We start from the raw sequence: 13,903 nt of genomic DNA, 5'->3' as shown, positions 1-13,903 counted from the left end.
TGTGTTGTGCGGCTAGTACGCAGTGCGCCGCGCCGATGCAATCGCCTCGCGCCCCACGGTTGGCGTCAGGCCGGCACTGTCACACGGGACGGGCTTCGATCACCACGAAGGCCTGGGCCCAGGGATGATCGTCGGTCAGGGTGAGGTGGACCACAGCCTCGTGCCCGGGCGGAGTGATGGCGCGCAGCCGCTCGGCCGCGCCGCCGGTCAGGGCGAGGGTCGGGGCGCCGGACGGGGCGTTGACCACGCCGATGTCCTTCATGAACACCCCGGCCTTGAACCCGGTGCCGACCGCCTTGGAGAAGGCCTCCTTCGCGGCGAAGCGCTTGGCCAGGGTTCCGGCCCGGGTAAAGGGGCGCTTGGCCGCCTTGGCCTGCTCGGCCGCGGTGAACACGCGCTGCAGGAAACGGTCGCCATAACGGTCGAGCGACTGGGCGATCCGCTCGATGTTGCACAGGTCCGATCCGATCGCGATGATCACCGGGCCGCATCCATCAGCTCGCGCATCTTCAGCACTGCTGGCCCCAGGCCGGTGAAGATCGCCTCCCCGATCAGATAGTGCCCGATATTGAGCTCGGCCAATTGCGGAATCGCCGCGATCGGCTGGACGTTGTCATAGGTCAGGCCGTGACCGGCGTGCGGCTCGATCCCGTTGCGGGCAGCCAACGCGGCCATGTCGGCGATGCGCCGCAGTTCGTGCGCACGGGCCTCGCCCTCGGCATGGGCATATTCGCCGGTGTGCAGTTCGACCACCGGCGCGCGCAGCTGCATGGCGGCCTCGATCTGACGCGGCTCGGGGGCGATGAACAGGCTCACGCGGATGCCGGCGTCGGCCAGCCGCGCAACGATCGGTGCCAGCCGGTTGTGCTGGCCGGCGGCATCGAGCCCGCCCTCGGTGGTCCGCTCCTCGCGCCGTTCGGGCACAATGCAGGCAGCGTGGGGGCGGTGGCGCAGCGCGAAGGCGACCATCTCCTCGGTCGCCGCCATCTCGAAGTTGAGTGGCAGGTCGGTGCAGGCCTGGATCCGCGCGATGTCCTCGTCGCGGATGTGGCGGCGATCCTCGCGCAGGTGCGCGGTGATCCCGTCGCCGCCGACCGCCGCGACGATCTCAGCGGCGCGCACCGGGTCGGGATGATCGCCGCCGCGCGCATTGCGCACCGTGGCGACATGATCGATGTTGACGCCCAGCCGGAGGCGGGCCGGGGCGGTCCCAGCGAGGGTCATGGCTGAGCGCGACTCCCCGGCTTGATGGCCGGGATGGCCTGCAGGTGGGGCGGCACCTCGTCCGCGGCATAGGTCGGGAAGTCGAGCGCGATCAGCGCGGTGAACGGCACACCGAGGTCGACCGTACCGCCCGAGCGGTCGACCAGCGCCGCCGCGGCGATGACTTCTCCGCCGGCCGCTTCGATCGCCTTGATCGCCTCGCGGCTGGACAGGCCGGTGGTGACCACGTCCTCGACCATCAGCACCTGGTCGCCCGGGGAGAGGGCGAAGCCGCGGCGCAGTTCGAAAGTGCCGGTCGGGCGCTCGACGAACATGGCATCGAGGTTCAGCGCGCGGCCCATCTCGTGGCCGATGATCACCCCGCCCATTGCCGGCGAGACCACCCGGGTCAGCCGGGCGCGCAGGTCGGCGGGCAGCGCGGCGGCCAGGGCCCCGGCGAGCCGGGCGGCGCGCGCCGGGTTCATCAGTACCCGCGCGCACTGCAGGTAGTGCCCGCTGTGCCGCCCCGACGAGAGCAGGAAGTGCCCTTCGAGCAGGGCTTCGCTGGCGCGGAACTCGGCGAGCACCTCGTCTTGCTGCATGGGGGACCAATCTCCTGAAATCACGGGCCTGAACCAAGGGGCATGAACCTGCCCCATCGCACTCTTGCGCTGCGTCAAAAATATCCCCTAGAGGCGCTTGAGGTGCCCCGCAAGCGCGCGTATAGGCCGCGGTTGTTGGACCCCAAAAGGGCGAGAAATGGCCGTTTCGTGCGGGAATCTCGCCGGGAAAATTGGTAACAAAGGCGCGAGAATGATGAAATTCGGCGTACAGGCCCACCGTGCGGGATCGGCCGCTCTGGCCATCGGAGTGTCTCTGGCGGCCCTGCCGCAAGCCGTGCTGGCCCAGGCCGCCGAGGCGACCGCCGCGGCAGCCGAAGCGGCTCCTGCCTACGTCCCGATGAAACCCGTGCCCGGGATCGGCCAGCCGGTTGATGGCGCCCTCGGCTTCCAGCAGCAGTTTTCGCCCAACGGGCACTATGCGCTGTGGATGCATGATGCGATCCTGATGCCGGTGATTACGATCATCAGCCTGTTCGTGCTCGGTCTGCTCGTCTGGGTTGCCGCGCGCTACAACCGCAAGGCCAACCCGGTCGCCTCGCGGACCAGCCACAACACCCTGCTTGAAGTGATCTGGACCGGCCTGCCGGTGCTGATCCTCGTCGGCATCGCGATCCCCTCGATCACCCTGCTGGCCCGCCAGTACAAGCCGGCACCGGAAAAGGCCCTGACCGTCAAGGCCACCGGCAACCAGTGGTACTGGACCTACTCCTACCCGGACAACGGCGGCATCGAGGTGATCTCGAACATGCTGCCCGACGACGAGGCGGTGCGCCGCGGCGAGCCGGCGAAGCTGGGCGTCGACAACCGTCTGGTCCTGCCGGTCGGCGAGCCGATCCGCCTGCAGACGACCGGGGCGGACGTGATCCACGCCTTCGCGGTGCCCTCGCTGTGGTTCAAGCTCGATGCCGTACCCGGCCGCGTGAACGAAAAGGTGCTCTTCATCGAGAAGCCCGGCGTCTACTACGGCCAGTGTTCGGAGCTGTGCGGCGCCCGCCACGGCTACATGCCGATCGCGGTCGAGGCTCTGCCGCGCGACAAGTTCAACGCCTGGGTGGTGGCGCAGGGTGGCACGGTCACCCCGGCCAGCGCCGCGGCGGCCCCGGCCGCTCCCGCTCCGGCCGCAGCTGAAGCCGCGCCCGAAGCCCCCGCATCCGCGGCTCCCGCCGCCTGATCTCGCCCAGAAAGACAAGGTTCGCTCATCATGGCTACCACTGCTGAGACCTTCCAGGCTCACGGCGACGCGCACGATCATGCGCACGACCACGATCACAAGCCGGGCTTCTTCGCCCGCTGGTTCATGTCCACGAACCACAAGGACATCGGCACGCTCTACCTGATCTTCGCGATCTTCGCGGGGATCATCGGCGGCGCGATCTCGGGCCTGATGCGGCTTGAGCTGGAACAGCCCGGCATCCAGTACCTGACCCTCTGGGCCAGCATGGCCGAGGGCAAGGCCGCCGAGATGAACAGCGCGCTCCACCTGTGGAACGTGCTGATCACCGCGCACGGCCTGATCATGGTGTTCTTCATGGTGATGCCGGCGATCATCGGCGGCTTCGGCAACTGGTTCGTTCCGATCATGATCGGCGCGCCGGACATGGCCTTCCCGCGGATGAACAACATCTCGTTCTGGCTGACCGTGGCTGGCTTCGTCTCGCTGATGCTCTCGGCCTTCGTCCCGGGTGACACCACCGGCAACGGCGCCGGCATCGGCTGGACCGCCTATGCCCCGCTGTCGACCTACGGCTCGTCGGGTCCCGCGGTCGATTTCGCGATCTTCTCGCTGCACCTCGCCGGTGCCGGCTCGATCATGGGCGCGATCAACTTCATCACCACCATCTTCAACATGCGTGCGCCGGGCATGACCCTGCACAAGATGCCGCTGTTCGTGTGGTCGGTGCTGGTCACCGCGTTCCTGCTGCTGCTTTCGCTGCCGGTCCTGGCCGCGGCGATCACCATGCTACTGACCGACCGCAACTTCGGCACCACCTTCTTCGATCCCTCGGGCGGTGGCGATCCGGTGCTCTACCAGCACCTGTTCTGGTTCTTCGGTCACCCCGAAGTGTACATCATGATCCTGCCGGGCTTCGGCATCATCAGCCAGATCATCAGCACCTTCTCGCGCAAGCCGGTGTTCGGCTACCTCGGCATGGCCTACGCCATGGTCGCGATCGGTGTGGTCGGGTTCATCGTCTGGGCCCACCACATGTACACCACCGGTCTTTCGGTGAACACCAAGATGTACTTCACCGCAGCCACCATGGTCATCGCGGTCCCCACCGGCATCAAGATCTTCTCGTGGATCGCGACGATGTGGGGCGGCAGCCTCGAGTTCAAGGCGCCGATGGTCTGGGCGATCGGCTTCATCTTCCTGTTTACCGTTGGTGGCGTGACCGGCGTGGTCCTCTCCAACGGTGGCATCGACGACAACCTGCAGGACACCTACTACGTGGTGGCGCACTTCCACTACGTCCTGTCGCTGGGCGCGGTGACCTCGCTGTTCGCCGGGTTCTACTACTGGTTCCCGAAGATGAGCGGGAAGATGTACTCCGAGTTCCTCGCCCACACGCACTTCTGGGTGTTCTTCGTCGGCGTGAACCTGATCTTCTTCCCGATGCACTTCCTCGGGCTCCAGGGCATGCCGCGCCGCTATCCGGACTACCCGGCGGCCTACGAGTACTGGAACCAGTGGGCCACGCTCGGCTACAAGATCATGGCCGTCTCGATCCTGATCTTCTTCGTCAACATCCTCTATGCCTTCGTGGCGGGGAAGAAGGCGGCGCCGAACTACTGGGGCGAGGGTGCGACCACGCTGGAGTGGACCCTGTCCAGCCCGCCGCCGTTCCACCAGTTCGAGACGCTCCCGGTGATCGAGGACGCGCACCACTGATCGCCCGCAAGGGTGACCACGAAGGGCCCCGGAGGACACTCCGGGGCCTTTTCGTTCGTGAACAGCGGTTCTGCCTGACCGGGACACGGCCGGGCGAGGGGTGACAACCGGCCTGTCCTACCCGGCCCGCGTGGGGCATCGTGGCGCGATGCCTGACCCTTCGTGCCGTGCCCGCGCCTGCCCCGCTGTTCCCGCTGTCAACACGGCGCCGCGGTTTCGTGCACGCCGGCCGGGCGGCGGACCGCGCGCCCGCCACCATTTGTCCTCAGGACCGTGTCAACCGTGTCAACCGGCGGTCTACTTCACCCAGCTCGCCAGCCAATCGGCCAGCCCCTGCGGGGTCATGCTGCGGGCATCGGCCAGGGCGGTGATCTTGCCGTCGTTGACCAGCCGGCCGGTTTTCGGATCGACGATCAGGATCGCCGGCACCCCGGCCAGCCGGCCGGTGATGCCAAAGCGCGCGGGGATCTGGAGGTTGCGGTCGAACCGCCCGACGTCGACCGTGACCTCCTCATAATGGCGCGCCAGCCACGCCTTGAGCGGCGCCTGCCGCATCGTTCCCGCCAGCAGCCGGCAGTCGAGACACCAGTTGCCCCCCAGATCGATCAGCACCAGTTTGCCGGTGCGCTTCGCGCGGACGATCGCGCGGGCCACCTCCACATCGGCCGGGGCGCCCTCCGCATAGGGCAGCGGCAGCGGCTTGGGCAGGTCCTCGAAGCTGGCAATCGTCATGCGTGGTCCCGGCCGGGCCGCCACGGGCATGGCAAGGGTGAGCGCCGCGGCGGCCGCCAGCGTGGCCGCAAGCTGGGCGGCAAGGGAAGGGCGCAGACAAACCGGCATAAAACTCTACCTCCTGAATTGAGATTAGCCTACCGCGGTTTGCGCGCTTGTCCAGCCATGGCCTTGCGCGGCCCGGCGATCCCTTCATCGCAGCGCGCTTTCCCTTTGCCGCGCCCTCGCCTATAGGCGCGGCCGTGACTCAGGCCGCAACACTCCCGCTCCCCGCCGACTGGCGCGACTTCTACCAGCTGACCAAGCCCCGGGTGATGACGCTCGTCATCTTCACCGGGCTCTGCGCGCTGCTGGCGGCGCCCGGCTCGATCAACCCCGTGCTCGGTTTCACCGCGGTGCTCTGCATCGCCGTGGGCGCCGGCGGCGCTGCCGCGCTGAACCACTGGTGGGAGGCCGATATCGACGCCGGCATGCGCCGCACCCAGTCGCGCCCGATTCCCTCGGGACGGATGGAGCGCACCGCGGCACGCGATTTCGGGATCGGCCTGTCGGTCGGCTCGGTGCTGGTGATGGGGCTGGCGATCGGCTGGCTCGCCGCCGCGTTGCTGGCCTTTTCGATCGTCTACTATGCGGTGATCTACACGATCTGGCTCAAGCCGCGCACCCCGCAGAACATCGTCATCGGCGGCGGCGCCGGGGCCTTCCCGCCGCTGATCGGCTGGGTCGCGGTGACCGGCGACGTCACGCTGATGCCGATCGTGCTGTTCTCGATCATCTTCATGTGGACCCCGCCGCATTTCTGGGCGCTCGCCCTGTTCGTCCAGACCGACTACGCCAAGGTCGGGATCCCGATGATGCCGGTGGTCGCGGGCGAGGCGTCGACCCGGCGGCAGATCCTGGTCTATGCGGCGCTGCTCCTGCCGCTCTCGCTGGTGCCCTGCCTGATCCCCTTCGCCCAGGGCGGGGCCGGATGGATCTACGGCCTCGCGGCCAGTGTCCTATCGGGCGGGTTCCTGTTGCTCTCGATCCGGGTAGGACTGCGCCGACCGACCGGCCCGGACGACACGCTGAAGCCCGAGAAGCAGCTGTTCTTCTGGTCGATCATCTATCTGTTCGCGCTGTTCGCCGCCCTGGTGGCCGACCGCTGGATCCTCGCACCGGGACTGTGACCCCACGATGACCGACCTGCCCGATCCCCGCTCGCCCGAGTACCTGGCCCAGCGCCGCAAGGTGATTCGCCAGCGCAACGTCGCGCTCGGGTTGGTGCTGGGCTTCTTCGCCCTGTTGTTCTTTGCCATCACGATCGCCAAGATGGACCTGTGACCGCACCCATGGCCTCGGCTCCCCCGCTCAAGGACCGCAACCGCCGGATCGCGCTCTATGCGCTGCTGGGCGCGCTGTTCATGCTGGGCCTCGGCTATGCCTCAGTTCCGCTCTATCGGCTGTTCTGCCAGGTGACCGGGTTCGGCGGCACCGCCCAGCGCACCTCCGAGGTCGAGGCGGCCGGGGTCCAGGTCAGCCCGGTGACGATCTCGGTGCGCTTCGACGGCAACATCGACCGCGACCTGCCCTGGGCCTTCCGGCCCGAGCAGGTTACCCAGACAGTCCGCCTCGGGGCGCGCAGCCTTGCCACCTTCCGCGCCCGCAACCTTTCGGACCAACCGATCACCGGGCGGGCCAGCTTCAACGTCACGCCCGACGAGGCCGGGAAGTACTTCAACAAGATCCAGTGCTTCTGCTTCACCGAGCAAACCCTGCAGCCGGGCGAGGAGGTCCGCATGCCGGTGACCTACTACGTCGACCCGGCGATCCTGCAAGACGAGGAAGCCCGCGCGATCAAGCAGATCACGCTGAGCTACACCTTCCACGAGGACAAGGAAGCAACCGCCGCCCTTGTCGCAAAACGTCACGCGAAGCCTCTGGACCACCCTGCCAACGCGCGATAAGGGAACCGCAAATCAGCCAAAGCCCGCACTCCCGCAGGGGGCGCGACGATAGGGACGAATGATCATGGCCGGTGCCAAGAACCACGATTACCACATCCTTCCGCCTGACATCGTACCACTGCTGACCACGCTGGGCGCGCTGATCTTCACCTCGGGCATGGTGCTGTTCATGCACAAGCTGCCCGGCGGACACGTTGTGCCCTGGGCTGGCTTGGCCCTGCTGCTTGCCGGCATGTTCCAGTGGTTCAGCAAGATCGTGCGCGAGGCCCACGCCGGCGATCACACCCCGGTGGTGCAGCTGCACCAGCGCTATGGCATGATCCTGTTCATCGCCTCCGAGGTGATGTTCTTCGTCGGCTGGTTCTGGGCCTTCTTCGATTTCTCGCTGTTCCCCAGCGAACTGGCCGAAGAGGTGATCGGTGGGCAGTGGCCGCCGAAGGCGATCGAGGCGGTGATCAACGCCTGGGACCTTCCGCTGCTCAACACGCTGATCCTGCTGTGCTCGGGCACCACCGTCACCTGGGCGCACCACGGCCTGATTCACGGTGACCGCGATGCCCTGAAGAAGGGCCTGTGGGCGACGATCCTGCTCGGCCTGCTGTTCACCTCGATCCAGGCCTTCGAGTACATCCACGCGCCGTTCCCCTTCGGCAAGAACACCTACGGCTCGGCCTTTTACATGGCCACGGGCTTCCACGGGTTCCACGTGCTGGTTGGCACGATCTTCCTGATCGTCTGCCTGAAGCGCGCCTACAATGGTGATTTCACCCCGCGCCAGCACTTCGGCTTCGAAGCCGCCGCCTGGTACTGGCACTTCGTCGACGTGGTCTGGCTGTTCCTCTTCGTCGCGGTCTATGTCTGGGGCAACTGGGGTGCGGTGATCGAGTAATGACCGATCCCGTCCGACCGGACACGAAGGGGCAGCCCGGCACCGCCGCGGCTGCCCTTTTCGGCTGTTGCCCCCGTTGCCATGCGAAGACGCTGTTCGCCGGCTATGCCCAGTTCGCAGACCGCTGCCGGGTGTGCGGTCTGGACTTCACCCGGTTCAACGTCGGCGATGGTCCCGCCGCCTTCCTCACCCTGATCATCGGCGCGCTGGTCACCGGGCTGGCGCTGTGGCTCGAGCTGGCGGCTGGGCCGCCGTTCTGGGTCCACGTCATCCTGTGGGTGCCCGTCACCGCCGGCACCGTGCTGGGCGGCCTGCGCGGCTGCAAGGCCTGGCTGCTCCAGGCCGAATACCGCCGGCGCGCCGGCGAGGCGGTCACCGCCGACTGGACGGTCGATCCCGCGGACCGGCCGGAATGATGCGCCGCATCCCGCTCCTGCCCACGCTGGTTGTGCTGGTCGCCGCGGCCATCATGCTCCGCCTCGGGCTCTGGCAGCTCGAGCGGCTGCACCAGAAAGAGGCGATGATCGCAGGCTACCGCGCGGCCCAGGCGGATCGCACACTGCGCCCCTGGCCGCGTGGCGGCGCGGCGCCGGCCAGCTACAGCCGCGTCGCGCTCGACTGCCCGGCCGCGTCGGCCACCCGCGCCGAGGCCGGGCGCAGCGGTGTGGGCGTGGCCGGCTGGGCCCACGTCGCGTCCTGCCCCACCCCCGGCGGCGCTCCGCTGCGGCTGGTGCTGGGCTGGTCGCTGCGGTCCGAGCCGGTCGCCTGGCCGGGCGGGCCGGTACGCGGCACCTATGTCGCCCGCGAGGGCGGGGCGGTGCTCTTTGCCGATCCGCCGCTCGCCGGGCTGCAGCCCAGCGCGCGCCCCGACCCGCGCGACCTGCCCAACAATCACCTGGCCTATGCGGTGCAGTGGTTCGCCTTCGCCGCCGTGGCGCTGGTGATCTACGCCATCGCGCTGCGCAAACGGCTGCGCGGCTGATCCCCCCCGGTCGGACCGGGACGCCGAATCCTTGCCTACGCGGTCCCCCGCCGCTACGGCGCCAGTCCCATGGACTACATCAGCACCCGCGGCGCCGCGCCCGCGCTCGACTTTGCCGATGCCACGCTGGCCGGGCTCGCCTCCGACGGGGGGCTCTACGTGCCGCGCAGCTGGCCGCGCTTCAGCGAGGCCGAGATCGCAGCCATGGTCGGCCTGCCCTACGCCGAGCTGGCCCAGCGGATCATGCAGCCGTTCGTCGGCGACTGCCTGACCCCGGAACGCTTGCTAGCGCTGACCACCCAAGCCTATGGCCGCTTCTCGCACCGCGCGGTCACTCCGCTGGTCCAGCTGGATGCGCAGCAGTGGCTGCTCGAGCTGTTCCACGGACCGACGCTGGCGTTCAAGGATGTGGCTTTGCAGTTGCTCGGCCTGTTGTTCGAGGAGTTCCTCGGGCGATCGGAGCGCAACCTGACCATCGTCGGGGCCACCTCGGGCGATACCGGCTCGGCCGCGATCGACGCGGTGGCCGGGCGCTCCAAGGTCGACATCTTCATGCTCCACCCGCGCGGCCGCGTCTCGGACGTGCAGCGCCGGCAGATGACCACAGTGCTCGCCCCCAACGTGCACAACATCGCGATCGAGGGCTCGTTCGACGATGCCCAGGCGATGGTGAAGCGGATGTTCAACGATGCCGCGATGACCGACCGCTTCGCCATCGGCGCGGTCAATTCGATCAACTGGGCGCGGCTGATGGCCCAGATCGTCTACTACTTCGCCGCCGCGCTGCAGCTCGGCGCCCCCGCGCGCAAGGTCGCATTCTCGGTCCCGACCGGCAATTTCGGCGATGTCTTTGCCGGCTATGTCGCGGCGCAGATGGGGCTGCCGATCGAGCGGCTGATCGTGGCCACCAACGTCAACGACATCCTGCACCGCGCACTGTCGACCGGCGACTATTCGCAGAGCACCGTGACCCCGACCACTGCGCCCTCGATGGACATCCAGGTCTCGTCCAACTTCGAGCGGCTGTTGTTCGACGTCGGTGGGCGGGACGGGCTGGCGCTCGCCGCGCAGATGCGCGGGTTTGAGGCAAGCAAGGCGATGCAGCTCACCAACGCCCAGCGCGAGGGCGCGGCAACCCTGTTCACCAGCGCCCGCGCCGATGCCGACGAGACGCTCAAGGCGATCCGCTGGGCCTGGGTGGAAACCGGGCAGGTGATCGATCCACACACCGCGATCGGGCTGCATGCCGCCCAAACCGCGGGCCTCGATCCGCGCGTTCCGGTGGTCACCCTGGCCACCGCGCACCCGGCCAAGTTCCGCGACGCGGTGGAGCAGGCGACCGGGGTGCGGCCGAGCCTGCCGACCCGAGTGGGCGACCTGTTCGAGCGTGAGGAGCGGCTGGTCCAGCTGCCCGGCGACTATGCCGCCGTGGCCGACTACGTCGCGCTGCACGCCACGCCCCGGGTGTGAGCCCGCACTGCGCAGGGGGCCGGCAATGGCCGCGCTGAGCGAGGCGCCGGGGCTGCTGGTCGGCACGGGCTGGGCCGATTACGGGCTGGTCGATTCGGGCCATGGCCGCAAGCTCGAGCGCTATGGCAGCTATCGCTTCATCCGCCCCGAACCCCAGGCGATGTGGGCCCCGCGCCTGCCCGACTGGGATGCCCATGGCGAATTCGTCCCCGGCTCGGACGAGGACGGCGGCGGGCGCTGGCGCTTCGACCGCGAGGTCCCGCGCGACGGCTGGCCGCTCACCTGGACCGACGTGCGCTTCACTGCCAGCTGCACTCCGTTCCGTCATCTCGGCTTCTTCCCCGACATGGCTCCGGTGTGGGACTGGATGGGCGGGCAGCTGGCCGGCAAGCCGGCGGCCCAGACGCTCAACCTGTTCGGCTACACCGGGGTCGGCACCCTGGCCCTGTCCGCCCATGGACCGGTGACCCATGTCGATGCCTCGAAGAAGTCGGTCGCCCAGGCGCGCGAGAATGCCCAGCTCGCCGGTCTCGCTGACCGACCCGTTCGGTGGATCGTCGACGATGCCGCCAAGTTCGCGGCGCGCGAGGTGCGCCGGGGGCGTCGCTATGACGGGATCATCCTCGATCCGCCCAAGTTCGGGCGCGGGCCCGAGGGCGAGGTGTGGCGGCTTGAGGAGCATCTGCCCGGGCTCGTGGCCGATTGCGGCCGGCTGCTCGACGCCGACAGCCGCTATCTGTTCCTCACCGTCTATGCGGTGCGGATGAGCTCGCTGGCGATCGCCGGACTGCTGGCCGAGGCGCTGGCCCATCTCCCCGGGCGGATCGAGCACGGCGACCTCGCGGTGCGTGAAGATCCGGCCGGCGCGGCAATCGGCCGGCTGCTGCCGACCGCGATCTTCGCGCGCTGGACCAATTGCGGCTAAGGGCGCGCCATGATCCCCGCCCGCTCCGATTCGCTGATCCTTGAAGTCGCCGACCTGGTGGTCGACGTGCACACCGGCATCTATTCGGAGGAGACCGGTCAGCCGCAGCCGCTGCGGATCTCGATCACGGCACGGCTCGGTCCGGCCGAGCACTACGCTCCCGACACGCCGCTGGCGGCGAGCAAGAACTACATGGACCTCAAGTTCGCGGCCACCCAGGCACTGCCGCCCGGGGTCCATTTCACCCTGATCGAGGCGGTCGCCGACCACATCTGCGAAACCGTGTTCGTCGGCGATCCGCGGGTCGAGGCGGTGACGGTCAAGATCGTCAAGCTCGCGATCGCCGAGGCCGGCGAGCAGATCGGCATGACCCTTCACCGCGAGCGGCGCTGAGGCCATGCTGTTCGCTGTCGGACCGCTGCCGGACGAACCGCTGCTGGCAGCCTCGCAGTTCCACGTTGAGGTGCTGCCGCGTGTCCTGGCCCAACTGGCAGGCGGAGTGGATCATCTCACCCTGGTTTTCGCCCCGGCCGACCACGCCCACGAGGACTGGCGTCGCGCCGCGGTGGCCACGCTGGCCCGCGAGCAGGCGCCGGTGCGGGTGAATGCGCTGTCCGGCGACTCGGCCCAGGGCATCGCGGCAGCCGAGGCCTATGTGGTGACTGCGCCGGGCCTGACCGGCCACTATCTGGCACTCGACCCGAATGGCGCCGGCTGAGGCCCGTCCGAGGTCAAGCCAGCAACGAGTGCCTCAGAAGTCGATCGCGATCCCGTTCTGCTCCCAGTCGCCGTAGCGGGTGGGAGACAGGCCGCGCGGATCGGGTTCGTTCTTGGGGGGCACCGGTGCCGGGGCAGGCTCGCTGCTCCAGTGCGCGGGCTTGACGAAGTCCTTGGGACGCTGGGTGGCACGCTCGGTCATGGACCCCAGATGGGCGCGCTGGCGCCGCTTGGCAATCGTCTCTAGAGGCAGGCCGATGGATATTCCCGGTCTCCCCGCCCGCCGCGCCGCCTTGCGCCTGCTCGATGCCGTGTTGCGCCGGGGCGAGACGCTGGACCAGGCCGGGCACAACGCGGTGCAGGGGGTTAGCGGCGAGGCCGACCGCGCGCTCGCCCGCGCCATCGCCGCCGAGGCGCTGCGCTGGCTGCCCGACCTCGATGCCCTGATCGACAGTGCCACGCGGGATCCCCTGCCGGACGACGCCAAGCCGCGGGCGGTGCTGCGCCTGATGCTGGCCCAGTGGCTGCGGCTCGACACGCCGCCCCATGCCGTGGTGGCGACGGCGCTGCCGCTGCTGAGCGGCGGACCGAAGCGGCTGGCCCACGGGGTCTTCGCCACGCTCGGCCGGCGCGAGGCGCAGTTGCCGACGCACCCCAGCCTCCCGGCCGCTGTGGCGGCACGGTGGGGCATCCGGGCGGGGGACATCGCCGCCGCCCTGGCCGTGCCACCGCCGCTCGACCTGACCCTGCGCGATGCGGCCGCGACCGCGGACTGGGCGGCGCGGCTGGGCGGCCAGACGCTGCTGCCCGGTCACCTGCGGCTGCCCCGCGGCGAGGCGATCGAACGGCTTGCCGGGTTCGCCGACGGCGGCTGGTGGGTCCAGGATCTCGCCGCCAGCCTGCCCGCGCGGCTGCTCGGCGCGCCGCGCGGCGCGGGCCGCGCGCTCGACCTCTGCGCCGCCCCGGGCGGCAAGGCGCTCCAACTCGCCGCTGCCGGCTGGACGGTCACCGCGGTCGATTCGAGCGCTCGCCGGCTCGAGCGCATGGCCGAGAACTTCGCTCGCTGCGGACTTTCGGCCGACGTGGTGGTGGCCGACGTGCGCGACTGGGCTCCGGCGGGGCCTTATGACGCGATCCTGCTCGACGCGCCCTGCACCGCGACGGGCACCTGCCGCCGCCACCCCGACGTGCTGCATCGCATCACCCGCGGCCAGATCGCTGACATGGCCGCGCTGCAGCGCGACCTGCTGCACCGCGCTGCCGGCTGGCTCGCCCCCGGCGGTCGGCTGGTCTACGCGGTCTGCTCGCTCGAGCGCGAGGAGGGTGAGGACGTCGCGGCGGGGCTGGGGCTGGCCATCGAGCCGATCCGTCCCGACGAGCTACCCGTCGGGATTGCGCCGACGCCCCAGGGCTGGCTGCGCACTGATCCGGGCATGCTGGCGGCCGAGGGCGGGCTGGACGGGTTCTTCGTCGCGCGCTGGCAGGCAGGGTAGGCCGGCAGCCATTGTCCGATCCCGGTCGTGCCA

General features: G+C 69.2%; 18 protein-coding genes. 13 read left to right on the top strand and 5 right to left on the bottom strand.

Annotated elements, in window-relative coordinates:
• Positions 1–79: 79 nt before the first annotated feature.
• Genes acpS through pyrE form a run of 3 tightly spaced genes read right to left on the bottom strand, consistent with a single transcriptional unit; the run spans position 80 to position 1,805 of the window.
• Positions 80–481 (bottom strand): holo-ACP synthase, encoded by a 402-nt coding sequence (gene acpS, locus H7F53_RS04795; RefSeq protein ID WP_185678335.1) that lies wholly within the window; start codon positions 479–481, stop codon positions 80–82.
• The gene (locus H7F53_RS04790; RefSeq protein ID WP_185678334.1) at positions 478–1,224 is read right to left on the bottom strand and encodes a pyridoxine 5'-phosphate synthase; all 747 of its coding nucleotides are present in this window, start codon (positions 1,222–1,224) and stop codon (positions 478–480) included. Before H7F53_RS04790 ends, acpS begins: the two co-directional genes overlap by 4 nt.
• Entirely contained in the window at positions 1,221–1,805 is a 585-nt protein-coding gene (gene pyrE, locus H7F53_RS04785; RefSeq protein ID WP_185678333.1) for an orotate phosphoribosyltransferase, read from the bottom strand. Before pyrE ends, H7F53_RS04790 begins: the two co-directional genes overlap by 4 nt.
• A 214-nt stretch (positions 1,806–2,019) precedes the next feature.
• On the opposite strand from pyrE, the gene coxB reads away from it, so the two are divergent.
• Positions 2,020–2,997, top strand: coding sequence for a cytochrome c oxidase subunit II (coxB, locus tag H7F53_RS04780; RefSeq protein ID WP_185678332.1), 978 nt, complete (start codon positions 2,020–2,022; stop codon positions 2,995–2,997).
• Positions 2,998–3,027: 30 nt separating this feature from the next.
• Complete coding sequence (gene ctaD, locus H7F53_RS04775) at positions 3,028–4,716, top strand: cytochrome c oxidase subunit I (protein ID WP_185678331.1); 1,689 nt, start codon at positions 3,028–3,030, stop codon at positions 4,714–4,716.
• Positions 4,717–5,013: 297 nt separating this feature from the next.
• Here the strand turns inward: ctaD and H7F53_RS04770 are convergent, their stop codons facing one another.
• Entirely contained in the window at positions 5,014–5,448 is a 435-nt protein-coding gene (locus tag H7F53_RS04770) for a thioredoxin family protein (protein WP_379542796.1), read from the bottom strand.
• A 314-nt stretch (positions 5,449–5,762) separates the two neighbouring features.
• Here H7F53_RS04770 and H7F53_RS04765 point away from each other — a divergent pair, with 314 nt between their 5' ends.
• The 10 genes from H7F53_RS04765 to H7F53_RS04720 all read left to right on the top strand — a co-directional run bounded on the left by H7F53_RS04765 (position 5,763) and on the right by H7F53_RS04720 (position 12,378).
• A complete protein-coding gene (locus H7F53_RS04765) occupies positions 5,763–6,617 on the top strand; it encodes a heme o synthase (RefSeq protein ID WP_246438549.1) in 855 nt (284 codons plus the stop codon).
• A gap of 7 nt (positions 6,618–6,624) precedes the next feature.
• The gene (locus tag H7F53_RS04760) at positions 6,625–6,771 is read left to right on the top strand and encodes a hypothetical protein (RefSeq protein WP_185678328.1); all 147 of its coding nucleotides are present in this window, start codon (positions 6,625–6,627) and stop codon (positions 6,769–6,771) included.
• Positions 6,772–6,779: 8 nt separating this feature from the next.
• A complete protein-coding gene (locus tag H7F53_RS04755; protein WP_185678422.1) occupies positions 6,780–7,394 on the top strand; it encodes a cytochrome c oxidase assembly protein in 615 nt (204 codons plus the stop codon).
• A gap of 64 nt (positions 7,395–7,458) precedes the next feature.
• A complete protein-coding gene (locus tag H7F53_RS04750) occupies positions 7,459–8,283 on the top strand; it encodes a cytochrome c oxidase subunit 3 (protein WP_185678327.1) in 825 nt (274 codons plus the stop codon).
• Entirely contained in the window at positions 8,283–8,699 is a 417-nt protein-coding gene (locus tag H7F53_RS04745; RefSeq protein ID WP_185678326.1) for a DUF983 domain-containing protein, read from the top strand. The genes H7F53_RS04750 and H7F53_RS04745 overlap by 1 nt, the downstream gene beginning before the upstream one ends.
• The gene (locus H7F53_RS04740; protein WP_246438504.1) at positions 8,696–9,265 is read left to right on the top strand and encodes an SURF1 family cytochrome oxidase biogenesis protein; all 570 of its coding nucleotides are present in this window, start codon (positions 8,696–8,698) and stop codon (positions 9,263–9,265) included. Before H7F53_RS04745 ends, H7F53_RS04740 begins: the two co-directional genes overlap by 4 nt.
• A gap of 69 nt (positions 9,266–9,334) precedes the next feature.
• Positions 9,335–10,735, top strand: a complete 1,401-nt coding sequence (gene thrC / locus H7F53_RS04735) for a threonine synthase (RefSeq protein WP_185678325.1) — start codon at positions 9,335–9,337, stop codon at positions 10,733–10,735.
• Positions 10,736–10,760: 25 nt separating this feature from the next.
• Positions 10,761–11,660, top strand: a complete 900-nt coding sequence (locus tag H7F53_RS04730; protein WP_185678324.1) for a class I SAM-dependent methyltransferase — start codon at positions 10,761–10,763, stop codon at positions 11,658–11,660.
• A gap of 9 nt (positions 11,661–11,669) precedes the next feature.
• Positions 11,670–12,053 carry a dihydroneopterin aldolase gene (locus tag H7F53_RS04725; protein WP_185678323.1) on the top strand — a complete coding sequence of 128 codons (384 nt, stop codon included), beginning with the start codon at positions 11,670–11,672 and terminating at the stop codon, positions 12,051–12,053.
• A gap of 4 nt (positions 12,054–12,057) precedes the next feature.
• Positions 12,058–12,378, top strand: coding sequence for a Rossmann fold domain-containing protein (locus H7F53_RS04720; protein ID WP_185678322.1), 321 nt, complete (start codon positions 12,058–12,060; stop codon positions 12,376–12,378).
• 33 nt (positions 12,379–12,411) lie between these two features.
• Here H7F53_RS04720 and H7F53_RS04715 read toward each other — a convergent pair whose 3' ends face one another.
• Positions 12,412–12,579, bottom strand: coding sequence for a DUF1674 domain-containing protein (locus H7F53_RS04715; protein ID WP_185678321.1), 168 nt, complete (start codon positions 12,577–12,579; stop codon positions 12,412–12,414).
• A gap of 55 nt (positions 12,580–12,634) precedes the next feature.
• On the opposite strand from H7F53_RS04715, the gene H7F53_RS04710 reads away from it, so the two are divergent.
• Positions 12,635–13,870: an RsmB/NOP family class I SAM-dependent RNA methyltransferase gene (locus H7F53_RS04710; protein WP_185678320.1), complete on the top strand. Its 1,236-nt coding sequence runs from the start codon at positions 12,635–12,637 to the stop codon at positions 13,868–13,870.
• Positions 13,871–13,903 lie beyond the last annotated feature (33 nt).

The sequence above is a fragment of the Novosphingobium piscinae genome, from assembly GCF_014230355.1.
Lineage (GTDB): Bacteria > Pseudomonadota > Alphaproteobacteria > Sphingomonadales > Sphingomonadaceae > Novosphingobium > Novosphingobium piscinae.
Note: the sequence above shows the minus strand (reverse complement) of the source record. Positions and strands in the feature narration are given on the sequence as shown.

Bases quoted from the DNA above. Each gene is read 5' to 3' on its own strand.
- H7F53_RS04740 (WP_246438504.1), top strand. From the start codon at position 8,696: ATGATGCGCCGCATCCCGCTCCTGCCCACGCTGGTTGTGCTGGTCGCC.
- coxB (WP_185678332.1), top strand. From the start codon at position 2,020: ATGAAATTCGGCGTACAGGCCCACCGTGCGGGATCGGCCGCTCTGGCC.
- H7F53_RS04755 (WP_185678422.1), top strand. From the start codon at position 6,780: ATGGCCTCGGCTCCCCCGCTCAAGGACCGCAACCGCCGGATCGCGCTC.
- H7F53_RS04760 (WP_185678328.1), top strand. From the start codon at position 6,625: ATGACCGACCTGCCCGATCCCCGCTCGCCCGAGTACCTGGCCCAGCGC.
- H7F53_RS04710 (WP_185678320.1), top strand. From the start codon at position 12,635: ATGGATATTCCCGGTCTCCCCGCCCGCCGCGCCGCCTTGCGCCTGCTC.
- H7F53_RS04720 (WP_185678322.1), top strand. From the start codon at position 12,058: ATGCTGTTCGCTGTCGGACCGCTGCCGGACGAACCGCTGCTGGCAGCC.
- H7F53_RS04745 (WP_185678326.1), top strand. From the start codon at position 8,283: ATGACCGATCCCGTCCGACCGGACACGAAGGGGCAGCCCGGCACCGCC.
- pyrE (WP_185678333.1), bottom strand. From the start codon at position 1,805: ATGCAGCAAGACGAGGTGCTCGCCGAGTTCCGCGCCAGCGAAGCCCTG.
- H7F53_RS04725 (WP_185678323.1), top strand. From the start codon at position 11,670: ATGATCCCCGCCCGCTCCGATTCGCTGATCCTTGAAGTCGCCGACCTG.
- H7F53_RS04770 (WP_379542796.1), bottom strand. From the start codon at position 5,448: ATGACGATTGCCAGCTTCGAGGACCTGCCCAAGCCGCTGCCGCTGCCC.
- ctaD (WP_185678331.1), top strand. From the start codon at position 3,028: ATGGCTACCACTGCTGAGACCTTCCAGGCTCACGGCGACGCGCACGAT.
- H7F53_RS04730 (WP_185678324.1), top strand. From the start codon at position 10,761: ATGGCCGCGCTGAGCGAGGCGCCGGGGCTGCTGGTCGGCACGGGCTGG.
- H7F53_RS04715 (WP_185678321.1), bottom strand. From the start codon at position 12,579: ATGACCGAGCGTGCCACCCAGCGTCCCAAGGACTTCGTCAAGCCCGCG.
- H7F53_RS04790 (WP_185678334.1), bottom strand. From the start codon at position 1,224: ATGACCCTCGCTGGGACCGCCCCGGCCCGCCTCCGGCTGGGCGTCAAC.
- H7F53_RS04765 (WP_246438549.1), top strand. From the start codon at position 5,763: ATGACGCTCGTCATCTTCACCGGGCTCTGCGCGCTGCTGGCGGCGCCC.
- H7F53_RS04750 (WP_185678327.1), top strand. From the start codon at position 7,459: ATGGCCGGTGCCAAGAACCACGATTACCACATCCTTCCGCCTGACATC.
- thrC (WP_185678325.1), top strand. From the start codon at position 9,335: ATGGACTACATCAGCACCCGCGGCGCCGCGCCCGCGCTCGACTTTGCC.